Source organism: Streptomyces sp. CA-288835 (assembly GCF_050936385.1).
Taxonomy (GTDB): Bacteria; Actinomycetota; Actinomycetes; order Streptomycetales; family Streptomycetaceae; genus Streptomyces.
In genome coordinates, this window is record NZ_JBNJMW010000001.1 from 1,758,691 (window position 1) to 1,782,295 (window position 23,605).

Below are 23,605 nucleotides of genomic sequence, written 5' to 3' on the forward strand. Positions count from 1 at the left end.
CGAGTAAACCTGCTGGGATCCCTGGAGCACACAGTTCCGTCCGGACGCGCAGTACGCATCCGATGGAGCCACCGATACCCGGCCAGAGCCGGACGAGCCCGCTTCGGTAGCCTCGGCCTTCGTGACAGTGGCCGTATGTGCGCCATGAACTGGGGGTCCTGCGATGCGCGGGGAGAAGTCCGAGAGGCCGGCGAGCCGGACCGACATCGAGGAGCGCTTCCTGCGGGACTGGGGGTTCGAACTACCCGATTCGATCTTCCGGTTCTGGGATTTCCTGAGTTCCCTCGCCCCGGCCGGACACCAGGCCCTCCGCGACCTCGACGTGTCCCCGGCCGGCATCATCGACTTGTTCGCCGACACCGGTCTGCAGCCGCGCCAGGGCATCGATGTACGGGTGCACGGCCGCTACTACCGTGACCCGCCCGAGTTCCTGACCTTCATGCACGGCGGCTCCGACGGCCTCCACTACGGCCTGTGGTTCGACGACGGCCGTACGTGCCGTGGGGTCGCCTCCTACTACACCCACGACGGCGGTGGAATCGACACCACGTCGCGCACCCCGCTGGAGGCGCTGCGCGCGATCCTCGAACGCTGCTGGCGCGACCTCGATGACGACGTGCAGGACGAGGAGGTATCCGCGCGGCGGTCCCGCCTGGCCCTGCTGCGCGATGCGCTGACCGCCGTGGAGACCGGGGACCGGCCCGAGGTGGGCGGCCGGATCACCACGCTGGACGGCGCGGGCGCACTCGTGTCGGGCGACACCGCACTGGACCGACCTGCCCACGGCCAGGCCGACGAGTACAAGTTCGCGACATACATGTACGCCCTGTTCGAGGACCCCGCAGCCCTGCAGTCCGGCGTGGAGGAGGCCCGCCGCCGTTGCTCGGCAGGCGATCCGGCGGAAGCCCTGGTCCTGGGCCGTGACCTGCACTGGGCCTCGGGCGGCGACCCGGCCCGCGAAACACTCGCGAACGAACTCCTCGTGATGGCCTACCGCGCGCTGAACCGCCCCTCACTGGCGGAGATAGCCGGTGCACACCACCGTCACCGGTCCCTGCCACGGGTGGACGTCCTGGAGCAGACATAGCGGCAGCACGTACGCGGCAGTCTTACTCTTGGCCGGCGTCGGTTCGGGGGCGGACCTGCTGCGCGGCACCCCTGCCCGCTGGTACCTCACGCCCACCGCCCGCTCGCCCATCACTCTTGCGTGTCGCCCTCCGGCAACGCCGCCACCGGGAGCATGAAAGCCTCGCGGGCCACATCGATGAACGCCTGAGCGGCAGGTGAGAGCGGCCCATGCCGCCACATCAGCCAGACCGGCCGGACCAGGCGCGGACGCAGCGCCAGCGCCACCGCGCCGCGCCGCGCCGCCTCCTCGGCGAGAGAGCGCGGCAGTAGCGTCGCCCCCGCTCCGGCCAGTACCAAAGGGACGACCGCGGCCTGATGGACCGTCTCCACCGCGATGCGCGGACGGCCTCCCTCCCCGCCCAGCGCCTGATCCATCAGCGCCCGGGTCGCGGTGCCGGGCGCGGTCGCCACGAGATCCATCCGGGCCACGTCCCCGAGTGCCACGGGTCCGGCCTGAGGAAAGCGGTCGGACCGGGGCACTACCACCAGGACCTCCTGCCGGCACAGCTCCAAGGTCTCGACGGTCTTGCTGTCCGTCCTCATATCGGCCAGCCCCAACTCGCACTCGCCGGTACGCACCATGTCCGCGACCGCGGCCGCGTCCGGTGGCTCGACGATGACGATGTCGATCGCGGGATGGCGCCCGCGGAAACACCCGGCGAGGTCCGCCAGCGGATCGACCGCCAACGTCGTCGGCGCGACGATGTCCAGCGTGCCGCCTGCCAGTCCGGCGATGGTGCGCACCACCGACCGAGCGGTCTCCAGATCGCGCATGACCTGCCGGGCAGGCTCCACAAACGCTTCTCCCGCCGAGGTCAGCACGACTCCGCGACCGAGCCGGTGGAAGAGAGGGGTGCCCAACTCCCGCTCCAGCAGACGGATCGCGTGGGACAGCGACGGCTGTGCCACGCGCAGGGTGTGGGCGGCGCTGGTGAAACTTCGGTGCGCGGCAACGGCGAGGAAGTACTCGACCTGGCGACGTTCCATAGAGCCTTTCTATCGCTCGTACGAACCGACTGTCCGGCGACCACCTGGCGATCTCGCCGCCCGACCCGTCCGAGCGCCGTCCGACGACGGGGGCGCCTCACCGTTGCGCGCCTCCACGGCGGGATGCCGCGCTGCCTGGGACTCGGATCCGTGCCCCGGTATAGAAGCTTTCTATTGCCCTCATTCAAAACCGGTCCACGTAAATTCAGAACACTCATTGACCGGCTTCGGCGGCGACTGACATTTTGACAGCGTCGCAGGCAGGGGCACTCCGGACCGCTGAAGTCCAGCTGCATTACACCGGCAATTCGGCCGCGATAAGAGGGTGTGACATTTCCTCGCCGGGCACCGAAATCGGAGAATTGCATGACTGAGTTCGACGCCGGACGGCACATACTTCCGCGGCCTGACATCCGTCGGCCGCTGACGACCGCGATGGACGTCCATGACCAGGAGACGCCGTTCACGCCCATCGGCCCGGTCCCGCCGCCGGAGGGTGCCCCGAACGTGGTGATCGTGCTCGTCGACGACCTCGGCTTCGGCACCTCCAGCGCGTTCGGCGGGCCGTGCGAGATGCCGGCCGCGGACCGGCTCGCGGACAACGGGCTGCGCTACACCCGCTTTCATGTGACGGCCCTGTGCTCGCCGACCCGACAGGCCCTGCTCACCGGCCGCAACCATCACTCGGTGGGCATGGGCGGCACCACCGAGATGGCCACCGCGGCCCCCGGGTACAACGGATTCCGGCCGCGCAGCGCGGCGACCATGGCCCAGATCCTGCAGGGCAACGGTTACAGCACGGCCGCCTTCGGCAAGTGGCACCAGACCCCGCCGCGGGAGATCAGCGCGGTCGGTCCGTTCGACCGCTGGCCCACCGGAGAGGGCTTCGACACCTTCTACGGGTTCATGGGCGCCGAGATGAACCACTGGTACCCGCTGCTGTACCAGGGCACCACCCCCATCGAGCCGGACCGCCGGCCCGAGGACGGCTACCACCTCTCCGAGGACCTCGTCGACCACGCCATCGACTGGGTGCGTACGCAGCGCACCCTGACCCCGGACCGGCCGTTCTTCACCTACCTCGCGCTCGGCGCCGCGCACGCACCCCTGCACGTCGGCCCGGAATGGCAGGAGAAGTACCGCGGACGGTTCGACCACGGCTGGGACCGACAGCGCGAGGTGACTCTCGAACGCCAGAAGGACCTCGGCGTCGTACCCCCGGAGACAGAACTCGCGCCCTGGGCGGAAGGCGTTCCGCACTGGGACGAACTCAGCGACAACCAGCGCGAGTTGGCGGCCAGGTTCATGGAGACGTTCGCCGCCTTCACGGAACACGCGGACGTACAGGTCGGCAGGTTCCTCGACGCACTGGACGAACTCGGCGAGCTGGACAACACGATCGTCCTCTACATCCTGGGCGACAACGGCGCCTCAGGTGAGGGCGGCATCGAAGGGACGATCGTCGAGCACCGACTCGGGCACGGCATCGTGGACGACCCGGACGAGATGATCGACCACCTCGACGAGATCGGCGGGCCGGACAGCTACCCGATCGCCCCCGCGGGCTGGGCACTCGCGCTGAACACCCCCTACCAGTGGACCAAGCAGGTGGCCTCGCACTTCGGCGGCACTCGGGACGGCATGATCCTGCACTGGCCGCGCGGGGTCGCCGAACGCGGCGGTATCCGTCACCAGTTCTCGCACGTCATCGACGTACTGCCGACGATTCTGGACTGTGTGGGCGTTCCGGCGCCGTTCAGCGTGGACGGGGTGACGCAGCAGCCCATCGAGGGCACCAGCATGCGGCAGACGCTCGCCGATCCCGGGGCGCCCGAGCACCGCCGTACGCAGTACTTCGAGATGTGCGGCAACCGGGGCATCTACCACGACGGCTGGATGGCGGTCACCCGGCACGGCATCCCCTGGGAGATGGTGCCGGAGGGGGACCGGCCGTTCGCCGACGACGTCTGGGAGCTCTACGACCTGAACCACGACTGGAGCCAGGCGCACGACCTCGCCGCCCAACATCCCCAGAAGCTACGGCAGTTGCAGGATCTGTTCCTGATCGAGGCGGCGAAGTACCAGGTCTTCCCCCTGGACGACCGGGTCACCGAGCGCGAGAACCCCGCCGTGGCCGGCCGTATCGATCTGCTCGGCCACCGCACCTCCGTCACCTACCGCGCAGGCATGAGGCGGTTCACCGAGGAGACCACACCCAACGTCAAGAACCGCTCGCACAGCATCACCGCGGACATCGACGTGCCGGACACGACTGCCGAGGGCGTACTCATCGCGCAGGGCGGCCGGTTCGGCGGCTGGACCCTCTACTTCGCCGAGGGCAGGCCCGCCTACGCCTACAACTACTTCGGCATGAGCCTGTACACCGTGCGCGGCGGCCGGCCCCTGACACCGGGACGGCACGAGGTCCGGCTCGAGTTCGACTACGACGGAGGCGGACTCGGCAAGGGCGGGACCGCCACGCTTCTGGTGAACGGCGAGAAGCACGCGAGCGGCCGGGTCGATCAGACCATCCCGTACTACTTCTCCTTCGACGAGACACTCGACGTCGGCGTGGACCTGAGCACACCGGTGACCGACGACTACCCCGTCCTCGACAACGAGTTCACCGGGACCATTCACACAGTGCGCATCGACTTGGGCTCCCAGGGCGCCGAGTCGTCCGAGTTCGACGGCGGACTGCACCGACGCGTCATGGGGGCACAGTGAACTCGGCTTCCGGTGCGCCCTGGACATGACGTGACCCTCATCGACCCGGATCTCGACTCCACCACTCGGACAACGGCCCGACACGCCCAGCGCACAAGGAGCAGGACCATGGCAGCACGTAGAGGACATTGGCGTTCCGGCGCGGCGGGGGTGGCCGTACTCGGTCTCACCCTGACCGCCTGCGGCGGAGCGAAGGTCGGCGGGGAATCCTCCGGGGCGGACGCCGACTCGGGCAAGTGCGGCACCGTCAACCTCGCGGTCAGCCCGTGGGTGGGCTACGAGGCCAACGCGGCGGTCATCAAGAACGTCGCGGAGAAGGAACTCGGCTGCAAAGTCGTCACGAAGGACCTGAAGGCGGAGATCAGCTGGCAGGGGTTCGAGACGGGCGAGGTCGACGCCATCGTGGAGAACTGGGGCCACGACGACCTGAAGAAGAAGTACATCGACCAGCAGAAGATCGCCGTGAACCTCGGCTCGACGGGAAACAAGGGAATCATCGGCTGGTACATCCCGCCGTGGATCGCGAAGAAGCACCCGGACATCACCAACTGGAAGAACCTCAACAAGTACGCCGCCGACTTCAAGACCTCCGAGTCGGGCAGCAAGGGCCAACTCCTGGACGGCGACCCGTCGTTCCAGACCAACGACGAGGCCCTGGCGAAGAACCTCAAGCTGGACTTCAAGGTGGTGTACGCGGGCAGCGAGACCGCGCTGATCCAGGCGTTCCGGGAAGCCGAGAAGAACAAGAAGTGGGTGATCGGCTACTTCTACGAGCCGCAGTGGTTCCTGTCCGAGGTGCCGCTGGTCAAGGTCGATCTGCCCAAGCACACGGAGGGCTGCGACGCGGACAAGGCGAAGGTCGCCTGCGACTACCCCGTGTTCGACCTCGACAAGATCGTCAGCACGAAGTTCGCCAAGTCGGGCAGCCCGGCCTACGACCTGGTGAAGAAGTTCACGTGGACCAACGAGGACCAGAACACCGTCGCCAAGTACATCGCGCTCGACAAGATGACACCGGAGGCGGCGGCGAAGAAGTGGATCGACGCAAACCCCGACAAGGTCAAGGCCTGGCTGGGCTAGCAGCCACGAGCGGGAAGCAGAGCGCGAGTTCTGCTTCCGCCTGACCCGCGTGCCCGACGACGCCGGGGCCGTGGACGGGTGAGTGAGTGTCATGGACGTTGCGGTGGCGCATGACTCGGCCACGTCCGCGGTGCCGCCTGGGTCTGGTGGTCCCGCGTGACGTGGCCGGTCTATGAGCGATGCGCGTGTCGTGAAGTGGCGGGCAGCCCTACGGGCGGTGCCACCAAGCGGCCGACGTGTCGCGCAGGGTGTTGGTGCCGCAGTGCACCTCGCCCTGGCCGAGGTGGTAGGTGTACCAGTCGTCGATGTACGACACCTTGAGCCCGGCCTCCCGGTACGCAGTGGTGACCGCCTCGGTGAAGATGTCCTTGCCGCCCACGACGGGACCCCACTGGCGCGGGGCGAGATAGCGGTCGCGGGACAGCAAGACGCCGTTGACCGCCCCCGGGACGTACGCGCTGGTCGTGACGGTCTGCGGAGCCGCCGCGGAGGTGTCGCGGCCCTCGGCGAGCCACTTCTGCTGGCCGAACTTCCTGAGCTTGTCCGGGAGTTCCGAGCCGGCGCCCATACGGGTCAGGCGCGGTACGCCGATGACCTCGCCGTCGCCTGTCGGCTGCTCCGCCTCGCGGGTGTAGAGCGCGGGCACGCGGAGGATCTCGGCGTCGGTGACGCCCGTCTCACGCTGGAGGATCCGCAGGTTGGCCGCGATGCGCTCAGCCGCCATGGTGTTGTCGTCCACCAGATGCGGGGAGGCCAGGGCCTCGTCGATGGTCTCCTTCGGATCGGTCTCGTCGCCGGAGTCGGGGAGGGAGAACATCCGGGTCGCGCCGTGGCCGCGCTGCTGGGCGTCCCGCAGCAGCTTCAGCCCGGCCTGTGGGTCGGCGACGCCGATCTTCCAGCCGCGCGGAGTGTCCGCGGGCAGGAACTGCACGAACTCGTCCACGTGCCCGACGCCCAGCCATGAGGTGTCCAGTAGCAGTGGGTCCTGGAGGCCCTGGGACTTCAGCAGCGTCCGTATCTCCTGCGACGGGCGCACACCGGAGTCCTTGCGCTCGCCCATGATGACGCGTCCGGCGGGGAACGACCGGCCGTTGTGGGTGTAGGGCGGGATGGTCTCCAGGTTGCCCATGGAGTTCAGGGACTCCCGGCCATTCATGTCCGGGCCCTTCGCCTGTACGACGCCGATGTCCGGGCCGCGCAGCTTCTCGTAGAGTGCCCGGCCCGCTTCCCGGCCCTGGGCGGAGCGCAGCACCACCCGCATGGCCTGACTCGTCCCGCCGGGGCCGGTCATACTGACGTAGGCCGGTTCGACGAAGTCCTGGGCCCACGGGTCGCCGTACTTGTCGAAGGTGATCAGCGGCTCGGTGATTCCGGCGGCCTCGACCTCCTTCCTCAAGTCCTTGACGAACTTCCGCTGCATACGCCCCCATGCGTCCTCACCGCGCGCCTCGGTGACCATCACCTGCTGGGTCTGCTGCAGGTGATGGTGGGTCAGCAGGGGCGCCGCGCGCAGGGTGACGCTGTCGGAGGTGGTCTCTCCGCCAGAGGTCGCCGACAGACGGATGACCGTGCGGCCGTCCCACTGGGCACTGTTACGGATGACGTCCTTGGCCTCGACGCCGAGTTCCGCGCCGGAGCGCAGTTCGGTGGCGGTCAGCCGGGTCCGGGGCGTGACGGGGACCCATGCGTCGGAGCGTCTGAGGAAGACCCGGGTGTGCTCGGCACCGGTCGTCACCTCCACGCGGCCTTCGGCGTTCGCCGGCAGGTGGCGCAGGGGAACGGAGCGGACCCGGGCGAGGTCGGCGGCGTCCGCCCTGCCGTTGACCTTGGTGTCGGCGGCGTCGTTGCACGCGGCCAGCTTCGCATCGGAGAGCGGTTCGCCGCCGGGCGTGGTGACCGGACAGCGCTTGGAGTCGTCGTCGATGTTGGGCAGCATGACCGCTCCGTGACCGACATTCCACGTGTCCTCGCCGGAGTCGTCGGTGGAGCCGGTCACATCGACCAGGCCGTCCCGGTTCACGTCCGCGCGGAGGTCGGCCGGGGGAGGCGGTTCGGCAGCGTGGGCGGGGAAGAGCGGTGTCGCCAGCACGGAGCCCGCGGTGGCCAGTGCGAGGACCGCCCGTCTCGCGGGCGATGTACGTATCCGCGTGTGTCTGCGCACGGTGCGCATCCCTTCTCGGTGGGGGGTGTTCGCCGAGCAAGACGGGCTGCACGAGGTGTGCGTTCACTGTGAGGCGGTGGTCCGGCTTCCGCCTTCGATGCCAACTTCTCTGATACGTACGTGACTTGGCCGACGCGGTGAGCGCGGAGGGCGACATCGGCGCGCCGTACCGAGGGCTTCGTGAGGGGGCGTCGGTTCGCTGACGGCCCGCATCTCCGGGCCCCAGCCGCGTCTCCTCTGCGCTCGCTCACCGATGGACGGCCTCAGGCTGCGGCATTCCCGTGAGGGCCGGATGTGAAGGCCAGGATGTGCGGGACGGCCTCGTGCAGACCGGCGAAGTGGCGGTGCACGCCCTCTACCGCGACAGCGGCGTTCACTCCCCACACCGTCATCCCGGCACGCAGCCCGGACCGCACTCCGGACGGGGCGTCCTCGATCACCAGGCAGTCTCCCGGCTCCGCTCCCAGCCGCGCAGCGGCTCGCAGATAGGGGACGGGAGAGGGCTTGCCCTCCTCGACGGCAGCCGCGTCCACGATCACGTCCGGCACAGGCAGGCCTGTGCGCAGGAAACGGCCGCGCACCCTGTGCTCGTAGTTCGAGGTCACCAACGCCCACGACCCCGGTGGCAGGCCGTGCAGCAGTTCGGATGCGCCGTCGAAAGCCGCATAGACGCCGGATCGGACGTCTTCGTCCTCCAGTTCGTGCAGCGTGGCCAGGCACTCGTACGGATCTTGGTCCGCAGCGACCTGAGCGAACGTCTCCATCGGTCGCGTCTGCAGAGCCACCCGGTAGACCTCTTCAGCATCCAGCCCGTACCGCTCTGCCCAGGTTGCCCAGACTCGGCGCTGGTTGCTCACCGCGTCGATCAACGTGCCATCGACATCGAACAGGACGTACGTCACGCGGCCCGGCCGCCCAGGTTCACTGGTCACGCGTCGATCATGCCAGGCAGCGAGCGGGCGATTGCGGGACAGCCCCGCGCTGGTCTCCGCCCTGCCCGAAGACCGAGAATCGCGCCTACGGGTGCGTGTCCGTGATCGCGATGACCTCGTCGAGGTGGTCCAGGGTGGCCTGCAGGTCGTCGATCTTGGCCTGGATGCGCTCGCGCTCGGCTCGCAGCATGGCTCGTTGCTCGGCGTCGGTGTGCCCGGCGTCCCAGCACGGCATGAGTTCGGTGATCCTTCGGCTGGTGAGGCCGGCGGCGTACATCTGCTGGAAGAAGCGGACCCGGGCGATGGCGTCCTGCCGGTACAGGCGCTGGCCGGACGGGCTGCGCTCCGCGATGAGCAGCCCTTGCTGCTCGTAGTAGCGCACGGCGCGCACGGAGACGCCGGCACCTCGTGCCACCTCGCCGATGCGGATCAACCGCTCGGCTGCGGCCACTGTGACAGTCACGGTGATTCCTCTCACCCTTGGCCCTGACGATCAGCACTTGCCTCTGACGCTAGCGTCAGGTTTTAGCGTACCGGCCATGGATATCAACAACTCCGTCGCCCTTGTCACCGGAGCCAACCGCGGCCTGGGCCGCGCCTTCTCCCAGCGCCTGCTCGAACGGGGCGCCCGCAAGGTCTACGCGACGGCCCGCCGACCGGAGACCGTGGACCTGCCCGGGGTCGAGGTGCTGCCCCTCGACATCACCGATCCCGCATCCGTGAGGGCCGCCGCCGAGGCCGCCCCGGACGTCTCACTCCTCATCAACAACGCGGGAATCAGCACGGGGACCGACCTGGTGACCGGTTCGCTGGACACGGTGCGGCACGAGCTGGAGACCAACATGTTCGGCCACCTGGGAATGATCCGGGAGTTCGCACCGGCGCTCGCCAGGAACGGCGGGGGCGCGATCGTCAACCTCCTCTCCGCCATGTCGTGGTTCGGGGGCAAGGGCGCCAATGCCTACCACCTGACCAAGGCCGCCGCCTGGGCCATGACCAACGGCGTCCGCCTGGAGCTCGCCGAGCAGGGCACGCTCGTCACAGCGATACACCTCGGCCTGGCCGACACCGACATGGCGGCGGGCTGGCCCGTGGACAAGATCGCTCCGCCGGACCTGGCCGACGCGGCGCTCGACGGTGTCGAGTCGGGCTCCGCCGAGGTCCTCGCCGACCAGTGGAGCCGGGACGTCAAGTCCCGACTGCCGCTGACGCCGGAGGAGTTCAACGCCGCAATGGCCCGCGCCCTGACGGCGCTGATGGCGGCCTGAGGAGCCTCTCGGGCCGCACGGCGTCGGTCGGCCGCTTCTCCATCGGCCTCTCGAATCCATCGGCCTCTCGAAAGACGGCCATGGCGGCAGACACGGTGGTGTCTGCCGCCTCGGTAGACCTCGTACGAGGCCGGGCCGCTGACGGTGTCTCAGGTCAGCGAGGCGCTACTGGCATTGGTGCCGGTGCCCCCGCCGGACCTGTCTGTTCGGGCAGCGCGCCCGGGCCGCCGCCGGAGCCGTTCAGGCCCCAGAACTCTCCGATCCGCTGCGAGGCGCAGATGTCCTTGTCCGGGAAGTGCTGGCCGGCGATGCCGCATTGGGTGGCAGCGCTGCCCGGATCGACCGGCTGGCCGTGGGGCATGCCGGTGATGGAGTAGCTCTCGACGACGGCACGGCCGGAGCCGTCACGGTAGACGTTGTGCGGGTAGCCCTGGACGGTGTCGCTGACGTCGGGCGTCGCATCCGTCCCGTGCACGTTCGTCCACTGCTCGACGACCTCGGTCATGTTCATCGGCGCCACCTTGGTGTCACTGGAGCCGTGCCACACCGACATGGCGGGCCAGGGGCCGCCGTAGCCGGGGTGGGCGGCGCGCACCTTGTCGCCCCACTGCTGCGGGCTGAGGTCGCTGCCCGGGCTCATGCAGCTGAATGCCTCGAGGACGCTGCGGGCGCAGTCGTAGGGAAGGCCGGCGACCACCGCGGCTCCGGCGAACACGTCAGGGTAGGCCGCGGCCATCACCGAGGTCATCGCACCGCCGGCCGACAGGCCGGTGACGTAGACCCGCGCGGTGTCGCTGCCGAAGTCGGCCTTCATCCGATCGGTCATCTGCTTGATGGACAGTGCCTCGCCCTGCCCGCGTGACGTATCGCTGGTCTGGAACCAGTTGAAGCACGAGTTGGCGTTGTTGGCGGCCTTCTGCTGGGGCAGCAGCAGCGCGAAGCCGTGGGTGTCGGCCCACTTGGTCCAGCCGGTCTCGTCGTCGTAGCCGGCCGCGGACTGGGTGCAGCCATGCAGCGCCACGACCAGCGGCCGACCCGCGGGCAGGCCGTCGGGGACGTAGCGGAACATCTGCAGATTGCCGGGGTTGGAGCCGAAGCCGGTCACTTCCTGAAGGCTCGCGGCGTGCGCCGGGGCGGGAGCCAGTCCGAGGAAGGAGGCGATCACGGTTATCAGGAGGGCAGCCAGGGACGCGGGGCGCGACCGGGGTTTGCGGGGAGAGTGGAGCCGTACGGCGTGCGGGTACATCGCATCTCCTTGCCGATTCCGTCAGTGCGACGGGTGAGGGGGGAGGCACCGCGGGCGGCACGGTTTCCAGTGCCGAGTCGCGGCGAGATTACGGTGAAGTTACGAGCGACCCGGCGCCCGGCGATATGGCGATGCGCTCCACCCTGTGCGGACGCGGGACGTAGGTGTTTCCCGTTGCCAGTCCGCAGACGGCTCGACGCCCCGCCGGGGATTCTCGGCAGGGGGGCGTTGTGGCGGGGAGTGCCGGACGCCGCCGCCCGGCTTTACGCCCGCGCGGCCGTCCCGGCGCCGCCGGCCTGGCCGGCGGTCGCGGTGAGGGTCGGCAGGGCTGCGGTGAGCAGAGCGGTGGCGGTTCTCCGGCGTATGGCGTCCTCCATAGCGGGCTCGCGGGATCGGGGCTCTGCGCTGTCCCGAGTTGGCGCGCGGGCGCCGGCGCGACGGGTCCAGGACCCGGCTCCGGTCCGGGCACCGGCGAGGCTTCGCCCATCGGGCCGCGGGACACCGTGCCCGCCGCCGACGCCCCGGCCGCCGCGGGCGAGGAACCGCGCGCACGGGGACCCGCCCGCGCCCGAGGATCCGGCCAGCGCGGCTCAGCAGGCGGTCACGATTCGTATCGGGAACGCAGGGCCTTCTTGTCGAACTTGCCGGTGCCGGTGCGGGGTACCGCGTCGATGACCTCGATGCGGTCCGGGAGCTGCCAGCGGGCGAAGCCCCCGGCCTCGAGATGCTGCTGTACCTCGTCGAGGCCGACGGTCGTCCCCGGCCTGGTGACCAGGCAGACCAGCGGCCGCTCCTGCCACTTCTCGTCCGGTACGGCGATCACGGCGGCCTCGGTGACCTGTTCCATCGCCATGACCGCCGACTCCATGTCGACCGAGGAGATCCACTCTCCGCCGGACTTGATGAGGTCCTTGGCGCGGTCGGCGATGACGAAGTAGCCGTCGGGCGAGCCGATCGCGATGTCACCGGTGACGAACCAGCCGTCGGCGGTGAACCGGTCGGCCCCCTCACCGCCGAGATAGGAGTCGGCGATCCACGGGCCGCGCACCAGAAGCTCCCCCATCGACTCCCCGTCCCAGGCCAGAGCCCGACCCGTCTCGTCACGGATCTCGACCTGGACACCGGGCAGCGGCAGCCCGGCCCTGGTACGTACCGTCTCGGTGACCCTGTCCTCGTCCCAGTCCTGCATCCGCTCCTTCGGCCAGGCCAGGCTGGCCAGCGGCGAGGTCTCGGTCATGCCCCACACCTGGACCAGGGGAACGCCGAAGTCCCGGCGGTAGCGTTCGATCAGAGCGCGTGGCGGCCGGGCGCCGCCGCACAGCAGATGACGCAGGTCCGGCAGCCCGTCGCGCTTCGCGATCTCGTCGGCGACGGCCATCCAGATGGTGGGCACGCCGGCGGCCACCGTGACCCGTTCGGTTGCCATCAGCTCGACGAGGGCTGCCGCGTCCAGAGGGCCGCTGGAGAAGACCTGCTTGGCGCCGTACGGAGTCGCGGTGTACGGCACACCCCACGCGTTGGCGTGGAACATCGGCACCACCGGCAGCACGCAGTCGGCCGCTCCGATCGCCATGGCCGCCTGCGAGGAGGCAGCGATGGCGTGCAGCACGGTGGAGCGGTGCGTGTAGCTGACGCCCTTGGGGCGGCCGGTGGTGCCGGAGGTGTAGCACAAGCCCAGCGGAGTCCGTTCGTCGATGTCGACCGGCGCGTACTCCTCGGGCCGGTCGGCGAGCAGTTCCTCATAGGCGAACACGCCGGGCAGCGACGTCTCGGGCACGGAGTCGGCGAGTACGACGATGTGCGCGACGCCCGCGAGTCCGCCGCGCGCGTGCACCTTTTCCAGCAGCGGCAACAGGTCGGCGTCGACCAGAATGGCGCGGTCGTCGGCGTGCCCGATGATGTATGCCAGGTCCTCAGGTGACAGGCGCAGGTTGAGGGTGTGCAGGACGCGACCGGTGCAGGGCACCGCCCAGTACGCCTCCAGGTGGCGGTAGCTGTTCCACGCCAGGGTCGCCACCCGGTCGCCGCGCCCCAGGCCGAGAGAGTCCAGGGCATGCATCAACTGCTGCGCCCGGCGGCCGAAATCCGCGTACGTGTAGCGGTGCCGGCTTCCGTCGGCGAACTGCGTGACGACCTCGGTGTCCGGGAAGTAGCGCGGCGCATGGTCGAAGAGCAGCCAGGTGTTGAGCGGAGTGTCCATCATTGCCATGGCGCACATCGTCGGCGCCCCGGGTCGGGCGGGCCATGGAGAAGACCCACGGTTGTGGGGACGGGTGAGTGGAGCGGATACCCACCCCGACCGTGAGGGCCGGCAGAGCGGTACGGAGATTTCGCCCACCCGGTGGGGGTGGCTTGTGGAGTTTTTCTCCGTAGCCGCCGCCGGTGGCCGAACTTAACGTCTGCCCCACGCCGATGTCCGTCGGCGCCTCCCCCACTGGTCAGCCGAGGCCGACATGACGCATCCGCATGCGATCCTGCGCACGCAGGGTCTGTCCAAGGAGTTCCAGGGATTCCGTGCCGTCGGCGCGGTGAATCTCAGCATCGCAGAGGGCTCGGTGCACGCGCTGGTCGGGCCCAACGGGGCGGGCAAGACCACCCTGTTCAACCTCCTCACCGGATTTCTGAAACCGACGGCCGGCCGCATCCTCTTCGCCGGGCACGATGTCACCGCGGCGCCCGCCGAACGGATCGCCAGGCTCGGCATGGCCCGTTCCTTCCAGGTCACCAGCCTCTTCCCGCAGGTCTCCGTACGCGAGCACGTCGAGCTGGCCCTGCAGTCGGGCACAGGCCTCGGCCGCTGCTTCTGGCGATCCGAGAAACAGATGCGCCGGTTCTCGGGCCGGGCCGTGGAACTGCTCGACGACGTGGGCCTCGCCGCGCTTGCCGCCCGGCCGGCCGGCAGTCTCCCGTACGGGCAGAAGCGCGCCCTGGAGCTGGCCCTGGCGCTCGCCCTCGACCCGAAACTGCTTCTGCTCGACGAGCCGACGGCCGGCATGGGCCTGGAGGACATCGACCGCACGGTCGCCCTGATCGGCCGGATCCGCGAAGGCCGCACCGTCGTCATGGTCGAGCACAACATGAGCGTCGTCGGCTCCCTGGCCGACACCGTCACCGTGCTCCAGCGAGGCGAAGTGCTCGTCGAGGGCCCGTACGAACAGGTCAGGACCGACCCGCAGGTCATCGAGGCGTACTTGGGGGCCGACGTTGCTTGAGATCAAGGGCGTCAGCGCCCAGTACGGCGAGGCCAGGGTCCTGCACGAGGTATCCCTGCGGGTCGGCGAGGGCGAGGTGGTCACGCTCGTCGGACGCAACGGAGCGGGCAAGACAACGCTGCTGCGCTGCGCCATGGGGCTGCACCCCCACACGACGGGCACCGTGCGGCTTGCCGGACAGGACATCACGGGCTCGCCGGCGCACCGCAGGGCCCGCCTCGGTCTGGGTTTCGTCCCCGATGACCGCGGCATCTACGCGGGCCTGACCGTCGAGGAGAACCTCACCCTGCCCCCGGTCAAGGGCCCCTCGCCCTGGCCGCTGACCCGGGTCTACGACACCTTCCCGGTGCTCGCGGCCCGGCGGCGTGCCCCCGGCGGCAAGCTCTCCGGCGGCGAGCAGCAGATGCTCGCGCTTGCCAGGGTGCTGCGCACCGGTGCCCGCGTGCTGCTGTGCGACGAGCCGACCGAGGGGCTCGCGCCGGTCGTCGTCCAGCGCATCGGAGACATTCTGCGGGAGGCCAAGGAGCACGGGGTTTCCGTGTTGCTGATCGAGCAGAACCTGCGGTTCGCGACCACGGTCGCCGACCGCCACTACCTCCTCGCCCAGGGCCGTATCGCGCTGTCGCTCGACAACGCCAGCGCGCGGGAACGCGAGCACGAAATCCTCACCCACCTCGGGCTGTAGGTCCGCGGGACATCGGGACATGTCGAACTGGAGGCACCGTAAATGAAGCGCACGTTGTCGATGGGAGTGGCCGCGGCCGCGGTGGGGGCGCTGCTCACGGGCTGCGGTGGCGGCGGGCCCAGCTCGGGCGGCGGCAAGGTCAGCGACGACAAGATCGTCCTGGGCGTGCTCACCGACCTGTCGGGCGTCTATGCCGACATCGCGGGACCGAACTCCGTCGAGGCCGTCCAGATGGCCGTCGACGACTTCAAGAAGAAGTACGGCGACAAGGCCGTCACCAAGAACATCGAGGTCATCAAGGCCGACCACCAGAACAAGCCGGAGGTCGCCAACACGCAGGCCCGGGAGATGTACGACCGCAAGAAGGCCGACGCCCTCTTCGACGTGCCCACCTCCTCGGCGGCCCTCGCCGTGCAGACCGTCGCGGGGCAGGCGAAGAAGCTGTACTTCAACACCGGTGCCGCCACCACCGAACTCGCGGGCAAGACCTGCAATCCGTACACCTACGCATGGGCCTACGACGCCTACATGCTGGCGCACGGCACCGGCTCCGCCGTGACGGAACAGGGCGGCAAGAACTGGTACACGATCTACCCGGACTACGCCTTCGGGCAGGACATGCAGACGAAGTTCGAGACCGCCATCGCCGACGCGGGCGGCAAGATCGTCGCCAAGGATCCCACGCCCTTCCCCAGCGACAACTACTCCACCTTCCTGCTCAAGGCGCCCGGACTCAAGCCAAAGCCGGACGTTCTCGGCGCCCTGCAGGCGGGCGGCGACCTGGCCAACGTCGTGAAGCAGTACCAGCAGTTCAAGCTGAAGGACAAGGGCGTCCAACTGGCCATCGGCCTGCTCTTCGACAGCGACATCAAGGCCATCGGAGCGGACAAGCTCTCCGGCACGATGTTCACCACGGCCTGGTTCTGGAACGTCGACGATAAGGCCCGCGCCTGGGCCGACCGGTTCAAGGAACGCACCGGAGCGCGGCCCACCTTCGTCCAGGCGGCCGACTACTCGGCGGCCACCCACTATCTGGAGGCGGCGCAGAAGGCCGGCAGCGACAAGGCGGAAGCCGTGTCGAAGGAGCTGGACGGGATGAAGTTCGACGACTTCTTCGCCCGTAACGCCACCGTGCGTGCCGAGGACCACCGGGTGGTGCACGACGCGTACCTGGTCAAGGTCAAGGACCCGGCCGAGGCGAGCGAGGCCGGGGACTACACCGAGCCCGTCCAGACCATCCCCGCGGCCGAGGCCTTCGACAAGCCCTCGCCGGACTGCGACATCAGCTGACCAGCAGGCCCGGCGGCCCGGCCTGTCGGCGGGCCGGGCTGCCGCCTACCACGGGACCCATCCATGACCTCGTTTCTCCAACAGACCTTCAACGGCCTGGTCAGCGGCAGCTTCTACGCTCTGCTCGCGCTCGGCCTGGCCGTCATCTTCGGCATGCTGCGCGTGGTGAACTTCGCCCACGGCGCGATCTACACCCTCGGCGCGTTCGGCGCGATCGTCCTCGCCGACAGCGCGGGGCTGGGCTTCTGGTGGGCCCTGCTCCTGGTCCCCCTCGTCCTCGCGGTCGCCGGTACCCTGCTGGAGCGGCTGTTCATCCACCGTCTGATGGCCCTCGACCCGCTCTACAACTTCCTGCTCACCTTCGGCGTCGCGCTGGTCTGCCAGGATCTGCTGCGCATGAAGTATGGCTCGCACTCCCAGCCGTACGAGCACCCGCCGTTCACCGGATCGGTGGACCTCGGCCTGTTCGAGTTCCCCCGCTACCAGGTCTTCGCGCTCGCCCTGTCCCTCGCCGTCTGCACGGCGGTCTGGCTGCTGCTCACCCGTACCCGGATCGGCACCATCGTGCGCGCCGCCACCGAACGCCCCGAACTCACCCGGGCGTTCGGTATCGACACCGGACGCTGGGTCACCCCGGTCTTCGGCTTCGGCGTAGGCCTCGCCGCGCTGGCCGGAGTGCTCGCCGCACCCATGCGGGCGGTCAACTCCGGCATGGGCAGCGACCTGATCATCACCGTCTTCGCCGTCGTCGTCATCGGCGGCCTCGGATCCGTCTTCGGCTCGGTCCTGGCCGGCTTCACCATCGGCATGCTCCAGGCCCTCGGCAACCTCTACGTCCCCGTCCTGTCCCAGACCTCGGTCTATCTGCTGATGGCCGTCATCCTGCTGGTCCGCCCCGCCGGACTCTTCGGCAAGGAGGAACACGCATGATCCTCGCCCTCCTCGGCAAACTGCACCGGCACCCCGCCTGGATCAGGTGGGGGCTGCTCGGCGCCGGGCTGTTGGCCGCCTTCGGCCTGCCCTGGGTGCTGTATCCGCCGGTCGCCGCCGACATCCTGTGCTGGGGTCTGTTCGCCGTCGCCTTCGACCTGCTGCTGGGCCACGCCGGACTGCTCTCCTTCGGCCACGCGGCGTTCTGGGGCACTTCCGCGTACGCCACCGGGCTGATCGCCATCCACAGCGGACTGCCGTTCTATGCCGCCGTTCTGGGTGGCGCCGTGGCCGCCGCGCTTCTCGCGCTGCCGATCGGCTTCCTCGCGGTCCGCCGCAGCGGCATCTACTTCGCCATGGTCACCCTGGCCTTCGCACAGATGGTGTACTTCATCGCCAACCAGTGGGGCGATGTGACCGGTGGCGAGAACGGCCTGCAGGGCATCCCGCGCGACCTGCCCGGCGTCGACCTGTCCGACTCCTTCCTCTACTACTACGCCGCCCTGCCCGTGGTGCTCCTCGGACTGACCGCGGCCTGGCGGATCGTCCACTCCCCGTTCGGCCGTGTGGTCACCGCCGTGCGCGACAACCCCGCCCGCGCCCGGGCGCTGGGCTATCCCGCGGACCGCTACAAGCTCGTGGTCTTCGCCGTCTCCGCGTTTCTCTCCGGTCTGGCGGGCGGTCTGTACGCCGTCAACCACGGCTTCGCGTCCCTGCAGGAGGTGTACTGGACGACCTCCGGCAAGGTCGTCGTCATGACCGTCCTCGGCGGTATCGGCACCCTGTGGGGCAGCCTCGCGGGCGCCGCCGTCATCGTCCGCCTCGAGGACTGGCTGTCCACGGCCGGCTTCGAGGAGACCGGCCTGGTCACCGGTGGCATGTTCATCGTGGTCGTGCTGCTCTTCCGCCGCGGACTGTGGGGGACGCTCACCCATGCGTTGCGGGTACGGACCGACTCTCCGGCCCCCGATCCGAAGCCGCACCTGGAACACGATCACGACGACACGACACAGCCCGTCCCCTCGTAGCCGGCCGCGAAGCGATCCGCGCACAAGTCTGTGCAAACAGGGTCCAGACAGTGAACATCGCAGGTTGGGACGCGTACCGGCATGCTGAGGAGGAGCCCGTGCAACCGACCACCGCCCGCGCCGAGACCGGAGCCGGACCCGTCGGCGAGCTGCTGCGCTTGCTGCGCGACGGTGCCGCGCAACAGGACTACCAGGCCGTCCTCGACCGCTGCTCCGCCGACGAACTGCCCTGGCTCGGCCCACTCGTCGACGACGCCCAGCAGGTACGCGCCCGTCTGGAGGAACAGAGCCGACGCGAGGCCGAACTCGGTGCGCTCTACGAGACGGCCGGCGACCTTTCCTCGCTTCGCGACCTGGAGGCCGTACTCCAGGCCATCGTCCGCCGGGCCCACAGTCTTCTCGGCACCGATGTCGCCTACCTGATGCTCAACGACACCGAGCGCGGCGACACCTACATGCGGGTCACCGACGGGATCCGAACCGACGCGTTCAAACAGACCCGGCTGACCATGGGAGCCGGGCTCGGCGGTCTGGTCGCCAAGACCGCCGTCCCCTACAACACCCCCGACTACTTCCAGGACTCGCGCTTCGAGCACACCATCGACGAGGTGGTACGTGCCGAAGGGCTGATCTCCATCCAGGGGGTTCCGCTCAAGCTCGGGGAGAACGTCATCGGCGTACTCTTCGCGGCCAACCGGCGGGTCCGTCCCTTCTCCGAGCACGAGGTGGCCCTGCTCGTCTCCCTCGCCAACCACGCGGCCATCGCCATCGAGAACGCCACCCTCTTCCAGGATGTGCGGCGCGCGGTCGACGAACTGACCGAAGCCAACGCGGTCATCCAGGCGCACAGCGAGTCCATAGAGCGGGCCGCCGCCCTGCACGAACGTCTGATCACCATCGCCCTCGACGGCGGCGACCTGAACGACATCGCCCGCGATCTCGCGGAGATCCTCGGCGGCAGCATCCTCGTCCTGGACTCCCACGGCCGCACGCTGGCCGCGGTCGGACCGGACCCCGTCGTGGCACCGGCGCGCGACGAGGGCGGCATCCCCGACCACGGCCAGGCGGCCCGCGCCGTCCGCGAGGCGTGCGTCCTGAGCACGGACTCGCGCCGCACCCGCCGGGTTCCGGCCGGCGAGGGCGGATCCGCGTCCTGCGCCACTCCCATCGTCGCCGGGGGCGAAGTCCTGGGCGTACTGGTTCTGATGCGCGACCGCCTTGACGCCTCGGACGTCCGGTCCCTGGAGCGCGCCGCTCTGGTCACCGCGCTCATGCTGCTCAGCGAACGGGCCGTGGCCGAGGCCGAGCACCGGTTGCGCGGCGAGCTGCTGGAGGACCTGCTCGGATCCCCGCACCGCGACCCGGAGGGACTGCGGCGGCGTGCGGCGCTGATGGGCGTCGCGCTCGGCCGCCCCTACAGTGTGCTCGCCGCCCGCTGCCGCGACAGCCATCACCGCCGCAGGACCGCCGACGCGGCCACTCCCTTCGCCGCCCACGCGGGTGGTCTGGCCGGTGAGTACCGCGGCAACGTCGTCGTACTGCTTCCAGGCGACCAGGATCCCGCAGCACCCGCCCGGCAGCTCGCCGACCACTTGGCGCAGGCCGTGGACGCGCCGGTGACGGTCGGTGCGGCAACCGCCGCACCCGGAGTGGACGGCATCGTCGAGGCCTACCGCGACGCCGCCCGCTGTCTCGATGTCCTGCTCGCCCTGGACCGCGACGGAGAAGCCGCCTCACCCAGCGAACTCGGCATCTACGGACTGCTGTTCCACCAGGCCGGCCGTGACGAACTGGACCGCTTCGTACGCCGCACCATCGGCCCGGTTCTCGACTACGACGCCCAGCGCGGCGGCGACCTCGCCGGCACCCTGCTGACCTACTTCGCCTGCGACGCCTGCCTCACCCGCACCGCCGCCAACCTGTACGTCCACGTCAACACGCTCTACCAGCGCATCGACCGCATCACCTTACTGCTGGGCCCCGGATGGCGGCACAGCGACCAGGCCCTGCAAGTACACCTGGCCCTCAAGGTGCATGCGGTGCTCAGCACGGCATAGAAATGAGGGCCACGACCGTAAGGTCGAGGCCCTCATTTCCATATCGTCAGTGCTTGTGTCCGAGGGGGGACTTGAACCCCCACGCCCGATAAAGGGCACTAGCACCTCAAGCTAGCGCGTCTGCCATTCCGCCACCCGGACCAGGTGTCTGCCGCCTTGCAGGGAGCGTTCCGCGCGGCGACAGGGACAACAATACCAAGCTTTCGCAGTGGCTTTCACCTGCGTTTCTGGGCTCGGAGGGGTGGCCGGGTGACCGGATGCGCAGCCTGCACGAGGGGTGCACATCCGGTCACTGCCGGCAGCCGGTGCCGGGCGCCGGGTTCACCTCAGGTCACCTGGGTCGGGTCACGGCATCAGGTGGTAGTCGGGGAAGTTCCCCGGCAGCCGCTCCCCCGCAGGGCCCTGCGTGACGGCGCGTACCAGCAGCTCGCCGCCCACGAAGGCGCCTCGCCAGGACGCTCCGAAGCCGCCGAACAGCTCGTCCCGGTCGCCGCGGGAGCGCGGTTTCCCGTGGCCGACCTTGAACGCCCGGATCTGCGGGGCCAGCCGCTTGTACGTGGCCGGGTCGTCGGTCGAGAGGGTGGCGACCAGAGCGCCGTTCGACGCGTTCATGGCAGCCAGCAGCTCGGCCTCGGTGTCGACCAGGACGATGGTGTCGACCGGGCCGAAGGGCTCCGCGTGGTGCAGCGGTGAGGACGGCGGCGGGTTCAGCAGCGTGACGGGCTGGACGTACGCCGCCGCGTCCTGGCCGGGCAGGAAGCGCGCGTCGGTGAGCTTGCCGCGGTGCAGCGGGACGGCACCACGGTCGATGGCCTCGGCGACCTGGTCATGAAGCTCCTTCGCCTTGGCCGCGTTGATCACCGGCCCGAAGTCCAGCTGCGGATACGGGTCGTCGGGCTGCTCCACCGCGAGCGGGTGACCGACCCGCAAGGTGCGTACGGCCGGCAGGTACGCGGCGAGGAACTCGTCGAACAGCGAACGCTGGACGACAAAGCGCGGGTACGCCGTGCAGCGCTGCTTTCCGTAGTCGAAGAGCTTCGGGATGACCGCCGTGAGCGCGTCCCAGTCCGTGTAGTTCCAGATGCCCCAGGTGTTGAGTCCTTCCTGTTCGAGTACATGTCGTTTGCCGAGGTCGGCGACGGCCGTGGCCACCGCGGCGCCGGTGTCGCGGCCGCCGACGAAGGAGACGCAACCGATCTCGGGCGCACGCACGAGCGCCTCCGACAGTTCGCCTCCGCTGCCGCTGACGAGGGTGACAGGAATCCCTTCGCGTGCGGCGAGCGCGCAGGCCAGGGTGAGACACGCGACACCGCCGTCGGTCGGGGTCTTGGCGATGACCGCGTTCCCTGCCAATGCCTGTACCAGTACTGCGTGAACGAGCACGCTCATCGGGTAGTTCCAGCTCGCGATGTTGGACACGGGCCCGTCGAGCGGGGTCCGGTTCTCGAGCATGGGCTCGATTCCGTCGACGTACCAGCGCACGCCGTCGATGGCCCGGTCGACGTCCGCCTGCGCGAGCCGCCAGGGCTTGCCGATCTCCCAGACGAGGAGAAGGGCGAGGAGTTCGCGGTGCTCGGTGAGGGCGTCGAGGGTGGCCGCGACGCGGGTGCGGCGTTCGTCCAGAGGTACGTGGCGCCAGGCGCGATGCTGGTCGAGACAGGCTCGTACGGCCTGCCGGGCGGTGGCGGCGTCAAGGCGTGGCGGACCGGCGATCGGCGTGCCGTCGACGGGACTGGTGGCGGGCAGGGCCCGGCCGTCCGCCTGCCAGGCGGCGTTCCAGAGGTTGAGGACACGGTCGTCCCGGAACGCCTCGGGGGCCACGGCGAGACAACGCTGCCAGGCGTCGGGCCAGGACGTGCCTGATTTGAGGGTGAGGGTGGCTGCCATGCGATTGCTCCGCTCTCGGTGCACAGTCGGGCGCGGGGGATATAAGGGTGCGAGGCTAGGCGACTTCGGAAAGTCACCTCCGCTCAACTATGAGTGACGTCAGGCCTCTACGGCCAGTACGTCGAGTACCAGTTGCGCCGTCTCAGTCGGCGTACCACCCACGCGGACCCCGACCGCCTCCAGCGCCTCCTTCTTGGCCTGCGCTGTACCGGACGAACCGGACACGATCGCGCCCGCGTGGCCCATCGTCCTGCCCTCCGGCGCGGTGAAACCCGCGATGTAGCCGACGACGGGCTTGGTGACGTGCTCACGGATGTACGCGGCGGCTCGTTCCTCGGCGTCGCCGCCGATCTCCCCGATCATCACGACGAGTTCGGTCTCGGGGTCTGCTTCGAAAGCCGCCAGACAGTCGATGTGTGTCGTGCCGACCACGGGATCGCCGCCGATGCCCACGCAGGTGGAGAAGCCGATGTCGCGGAGTTCGTACATGAGTTGGTAGGTGAGTGTGCCCGACTTGGACACCAGGCCGATGCGGCCGGACTTGGTGATGTCGGCGGGGATGATGCCCGCGTTGGACTGCCCGGGGGTGATCAGGCCCGGGCAATTGGGGCCGATGATCCGGGTGCCCTTCGTCGTCGCGTACGCGGTGAAGGCGACCGAGTCGTGGACGGGGATGCCCTCCGTGATGACCACGGCGAGTCCGATGCCCGCGTCCACGGCCTCCACAACTGCCGCTTTAGCGAAGGCGGGTGGCACAAAGACGACGGTGGCGTCGGCGCCGGTCGCCTCGATTCCTTCGCGTACGGAGCCGAAGACGGGTACGGCCCGGTCGTCGAAGTCGACGGTCTGCCCGGCCTTGCGCGGGTTGACGCCGCCGACGATGTCGGTGCCGGCCGCGAGCATGCGTCGGGTGTGCTTCATGCCCTCGCCGCCGGTCATGCCCTGGACGAGGACCTTGCTCTCCTTACTGAGATAGATGGCCATGTC

18 protein-coding genes and 1 tRNA gene are annotated in these 23,605 nt (G+C 69.4%); 10 read left to right on the forward strand and 9 right to left on the reverse strand.

Annotation, left to right across the window (positions count from 1 at the left end; genetic code table 11):
• Positions 1-163: 163 nt before the first annotated feature.
• Positions 164-1,087 carry an ADP-ribosylation family protein gene (locus tag ACQEVY_RS08025; RefSeq protein WP_432946268.1) on the forward strand — a complete coding sequence of 308 codons (924 nt, stop codon included), beginning with the start codon at positions 164-166 and terminating at the stop codon, positions 1,085-1,087.
• A 110-nt stretch (positions 1,088-1,197) separates the two neighbouring features.
• Here ACQEVY_RS08025 and ACQEVY_RS08030 read toward each other — a convergent pair whose 3' ends face one another.
• Positions 1,198-2,115, reverse strand: coding sequence for a LysR family transcriptional regulator (locus tag ACQEVY_RS08030; protein ID WP_432946270.1), 918 nt, complete (start codon positions 2,113-2,115; stop codon positions 1,198-1,200).
• Between the two features lie 366 nt (positions 2,116-2,481).
• Here ACQEVY_RS08030 and ACQEVY_RS08035 point away from each other — a divergent pair, with 366 nt between their 5' ends.
• Positions 2,482-4,842: an arylsulfatase gene (locus ACQEVY_RS08035; protein ID WP_432946272.1), complete on the forward strand. Its 2,361-nt coding sequence runs from the start codon at positions 2,482-2,484 to the stop codon at positions 4,840-4,842.
• 108 nt (positions 4,843-4,950) lie between these two features.
• On the forward strand, positions 4,951-5,922 hold the full coding sequence (locus ACQEVY_RS08040) for an ABC transporter substrate-binding protein (protein ID WP_432946274.1): 972 nt from the start codon (positions 4,951-4,953) through the stop codon (positions 5,920-5,922).
• A gap of 208 nt (positions 5,923-6,130) precedes the next feature.
• Here the strand turns inward: ACQEVY_RS08040 and ACQEVY_RS08045 are convergent, their stop codons facing one another.
• From ACQEVY_RS08045 to ACQEVY_RS08055, 3 genes are all read right to left on the reverse strand, one after another.
• The gene (locus ACQEVY_RS08045; protein WP_432946276.1) at positions 6,131-8,092 is read right to left on the reverse strand and encodes a protein-arginine deiminase domain-containing protein; all 1,962 of its coding nucleotides are present in this window, start codon (positions 8,090-8,092) and stop codon (positions 6,131-6,133) included.
• Between the two features lie 254 nt (positions 8,093-8,346).
• The gene (locus ACQEVY_RS08050; protein ID WP_432946278.1) at positions 8,347-9,015 is read right to left on the reverse strand and encodes an HAD family hydrolase; all 669 of its coding nucleotides are present in this window, start codon (positions 9,013-9,015) and stop codon (positions 8,347-8,349) included.
• Positions 9,016-9,100: 85 nt separating this feature from the next.
• Positions 9,101-9,478 (reverse strand): MerR family transcriptional regulator, encoded by a 378-nt coding sequence (locus ACQEVY_RS08055; RefSeq protein ID WP_432946280.1) that lies wholly within the window; start codon positions 9,476-9,478, stop codon positions 9,101-9,103.
• Positions 9,479-9,554: 76 nt separating this feature from the next.
• Here ACQEVY_RS08055 and ACQEVY_RS08060 point away from each other — a divergent pair, with 76 nt between their 5' ends.
• Positions 9,555-10,283 (forward strand): SDR family oxidoreductase, encoded by a 729-nt coding sequence (locus ACQEVY_RS08060; protein WP_432946282.1) that lies wholly within the window; start codon positions 9,555-9,557, stop codon positions 10,281-10,283.
• A gap of 154 nt (positions 10,284-10,437) precedes the next feature.
• Here the strand turns inward: ACQEVY_RS08060 and ACQEVY_RS08065 are convergent, their stop codons facing one another.
• The gene (locus tag ACQEVY_RS08065; RefSeq protein ID WP_432946284.1) at positions 10,438-11,529 is read right to left on the reverse strand and encodes an extracellular catalytic domain type 1 short-chain-length polyhydroxyalkanoate depolymerase; all 1,092 of its coding nucleotides are present in this window, start codon (positions 11,527-11,529) and stop codon (positions 10,438-10,440) included.
• Positions 11,530-12,130: 601 nt separating this feature from the next.
• Complete coding sequence (locus ACQEVY_RS08070) at positions 12,131-13,738, reverse strand: long-chain fatty acid--CoA ligase (RefSeq protein ID WP_432946286.1); 1,608 nt, start codon at positions 13,736-13,738, stop codon at positions 12,131-12,133.
• 244 nt (positions 13,739-13,982) lie between these two features.
• On the opposite strand from ACQEVY_RS08070, the gene ACQEVY_RS08075 reads away from it, so the two are divergent.
• The 6 genes from ACQEVY_RS08075 to ACQEVY_RS08100 all read left to right on the forward strand — a co-directional run bounded on the left by ACQEVY_RS08075 (position 13,983) and on the right by ACQEVY_RS08100 (position 20,731).
• The gene (locus tag ACQEVY_RS08075) at positions 13,983-14,741 is read left to right on the forward strand and encodes an ABC transporter ATP-binding protein (RefSeq protein ID WP_432946288.1); all 759 of its coding nucleotides are present in this window, start codon (positions 13,983-13,985) and stop codon (positions 14,739-14,741) included.
• A complete protein-coding gene (locus tag ACQEVY_RS08080) occupies positions 14,734-15,426 on the forward strand; it encodes an ABC transporter ATP-binding protein (protein ID WP_432946290.1) in 693 nt (230 codons plus the stop codon). The genes ACQEVY_RS08075 and ACQEVY_RS08080 overlap by 8 nt, the downstream gene beginning before the upstream one ends.
• 42 nt (positions 15,427-15,468) lie before the next feature.
• Entirely contained in the window at positions 15,469-16,716 is a 1,248-nt protein-coding gene (locus ACQEVY_RS08085; RefSeq protein WP_432946292.1) for an ABC transporter substrate-binding protein, read from the forward strand.
• Positions 16,717-16,779: 63 nt separating this feature from the next.
• Positions 16,780-17,646 (forward strand): branched-chain amino acid ABC transporter permease, encoded by an 867-nt coding sequence (locus tag ACQEVY_RS08090; protein ID WP_432946294.1) that lies wholly within the window; start codon positions 16,780-16,782, stop codon positions 17,644-17,646.
• Positions 17,643-18,674 carry a branched-chain amino acid ABC transporter permease gene (locus ACQEVY_RS08095; RefSeq protein WP_432946296.1) on the forward strand — a complete coding sequence of 344 codons (1,032 nt, stop codon included), beginning with the start codon at positions 17,643-17,645 and terminating at the stop codon, positions 18,672-18,674. Before ACQEVY_RS08090 ends, ACQEVY_RS08095 begins: the two co-directional genes overlap by 4 nt.
• A 98-nt stretch (positions 18,675-18,772) precedes the next feature.
• Positions 18,773-20,731, forward strand: coding sequence for a GAF domain-containing protein (locus ACQEVY_RS08100; RefSeq protein WP_432946298.1), 1,959 nt, complete (start codon positions 18,773-18,775; stop codon positions 20,729-20,731).
• Between the two features lie 56 nt (positions 20,732-20,787).
• Here the strand turns inward: ACQEVY_RS08100 and ACQEVY_RS08105 are convergent.
• The 3 genes from ACQEVY_RS08105 to sucD all read right to left on the reverse strand — a co-directional run bounded on the left by ACQEVY_RS08105 (position 20,788) and on the right by sucD (position 23,602).
• Positions 20,788-20,872, reverse strand: a tRNA-Leu gene (locus ACQEVY_RS08105).
• 204 nt (positions 20,873-21,076) lie between these two features.
• Positions 21,077-22,618 (reverse strand): aldehyde dehydrogenase family protein, encoded by a 1,542-nt coding sequence (locus tag ACQEVY_RS08110; RefSeq protein ID WP_432946300.1) that lies wholly within the window; start codon positions 22,616-22,618, stop codon positions 21,077-21,079.
• 99 nt (positions 22,619-22,717) lie between these two features.
• Positions 22,718-23,602 carry a succinate--CoA ligase subunit alpha gene (gene sucD, locus ACQEVY_RS08115; RefSeq protein WP_432946302.1) on the reverse strand — a complete coding sequence of 295 codons (885 nt, stop codon included), beginning with the start codon at positions 23,600-23,602 and terminating at the stop codon, positions 22,718-22,720.
• Positions 23,603-23,605: the final 3 nt, after the last annotated feature.

Bases quoted from the DNA above. Each gene is read 5' to 3' on its own strand.
- ACQEVY_RS08025 (WP_432946268.1), top strand. From the start codon at position 164: ATGCGCGGGGAGAAGTCCGAGAGGCCGGCGAGCCGGACCGACATCGAG.
- ACQEVY_RS08030 (WP_432946270.1), bottom strand. From the start codon at position 2,115: ATGGAACGTCGCCAGGTCGAGTACTTCCTCGCCGTTGCCGCGCACCGA.
- ACQEVY_RS08035 (WP_432946272.1), top strand. From the start codon at position 2,482: ATGACTGAGTTCGACGCCGGACGGCACATACTTCCGCGGCCTGACATC.
- ACQEVY_RS08040 (WP_432946274.1), top strand. From the start codon at position 4,951: ATGGCAGCACGTAGAGGACATTGGCGTTCCGGCGCGGCGGGGGTGGCC.
- ACQEVY_RS08045 (WP_432946276.1), bottom strand. From the start codon at position 8,092: ATGCGCACCGTGCGCAGACACACGCGGATACGTACATCGCCCGCGAGA.
- ACQEVY_RS08060 (WP_432946282.1), top strand. From the start codon at position 9,555: ATGGATATCAACAACTCCGTCGCCCTTGTCACCGGAGCCAACCGCGGC.
- ACQEVY_RS08065 (WP_432946284.1), bottom strand. From the start codon at position 11,529: ATGTACCCGCACGCCGTACGGCTCCACTCTCCCCGCAAACCCCGGTCG.
- ACQEVY_RS08070 (WP_432946286.1), bottom strand. From the start codon at position 13,738: ATGGCAATGATGGACACTCCGCTCAACACCTGGCTGCTCTTCGACCAT.
- ACQEVY_RS08075 (WP_432946288.1), top strand. From the start codon at position 13,983: ATGACGCATCCGCATGCGATCCTGCGCACGCAGGGTCTGTCCAAGGAG.
- ACQEVY_RS08085 (WP_432946292.1), top strand. From the start codon at position 15,469: ATGAAGCGCACGTTGTCGATGGGAGTGGCCGCGGCCGCGGTGGGGGCG.
- ACQEVY_RS08090 (WP_432946294.1), top strand. From the start codon at position 16,780: ATGACCTCGTTTCTCCAACAGACCTTCAACGGCCTGGTCAGCGGCAGC.
- ACQEVY_RS08095 (WP_432946296.1), top strand. From the start codon at position 17,643: ATGATCCTCGCCCTCCTCGGCAAACTGCACCGGCACCCCGCCTGGATC.
- ACQEVY_RS08110 (WP_432946300.1), bottom strand. From the start codon at position 22,618: ATGGCAGCCACCCTCACCCTCAAATCAGGCACGTCCTGGCCCGACGCC.
- sucD (WP_432946302.1), bottom strand. From the start codon at position 23,602: ATGGCCATCTATCTCAGTAAGGAGAGCAAGGTCCTCGTCCAGGGCATG.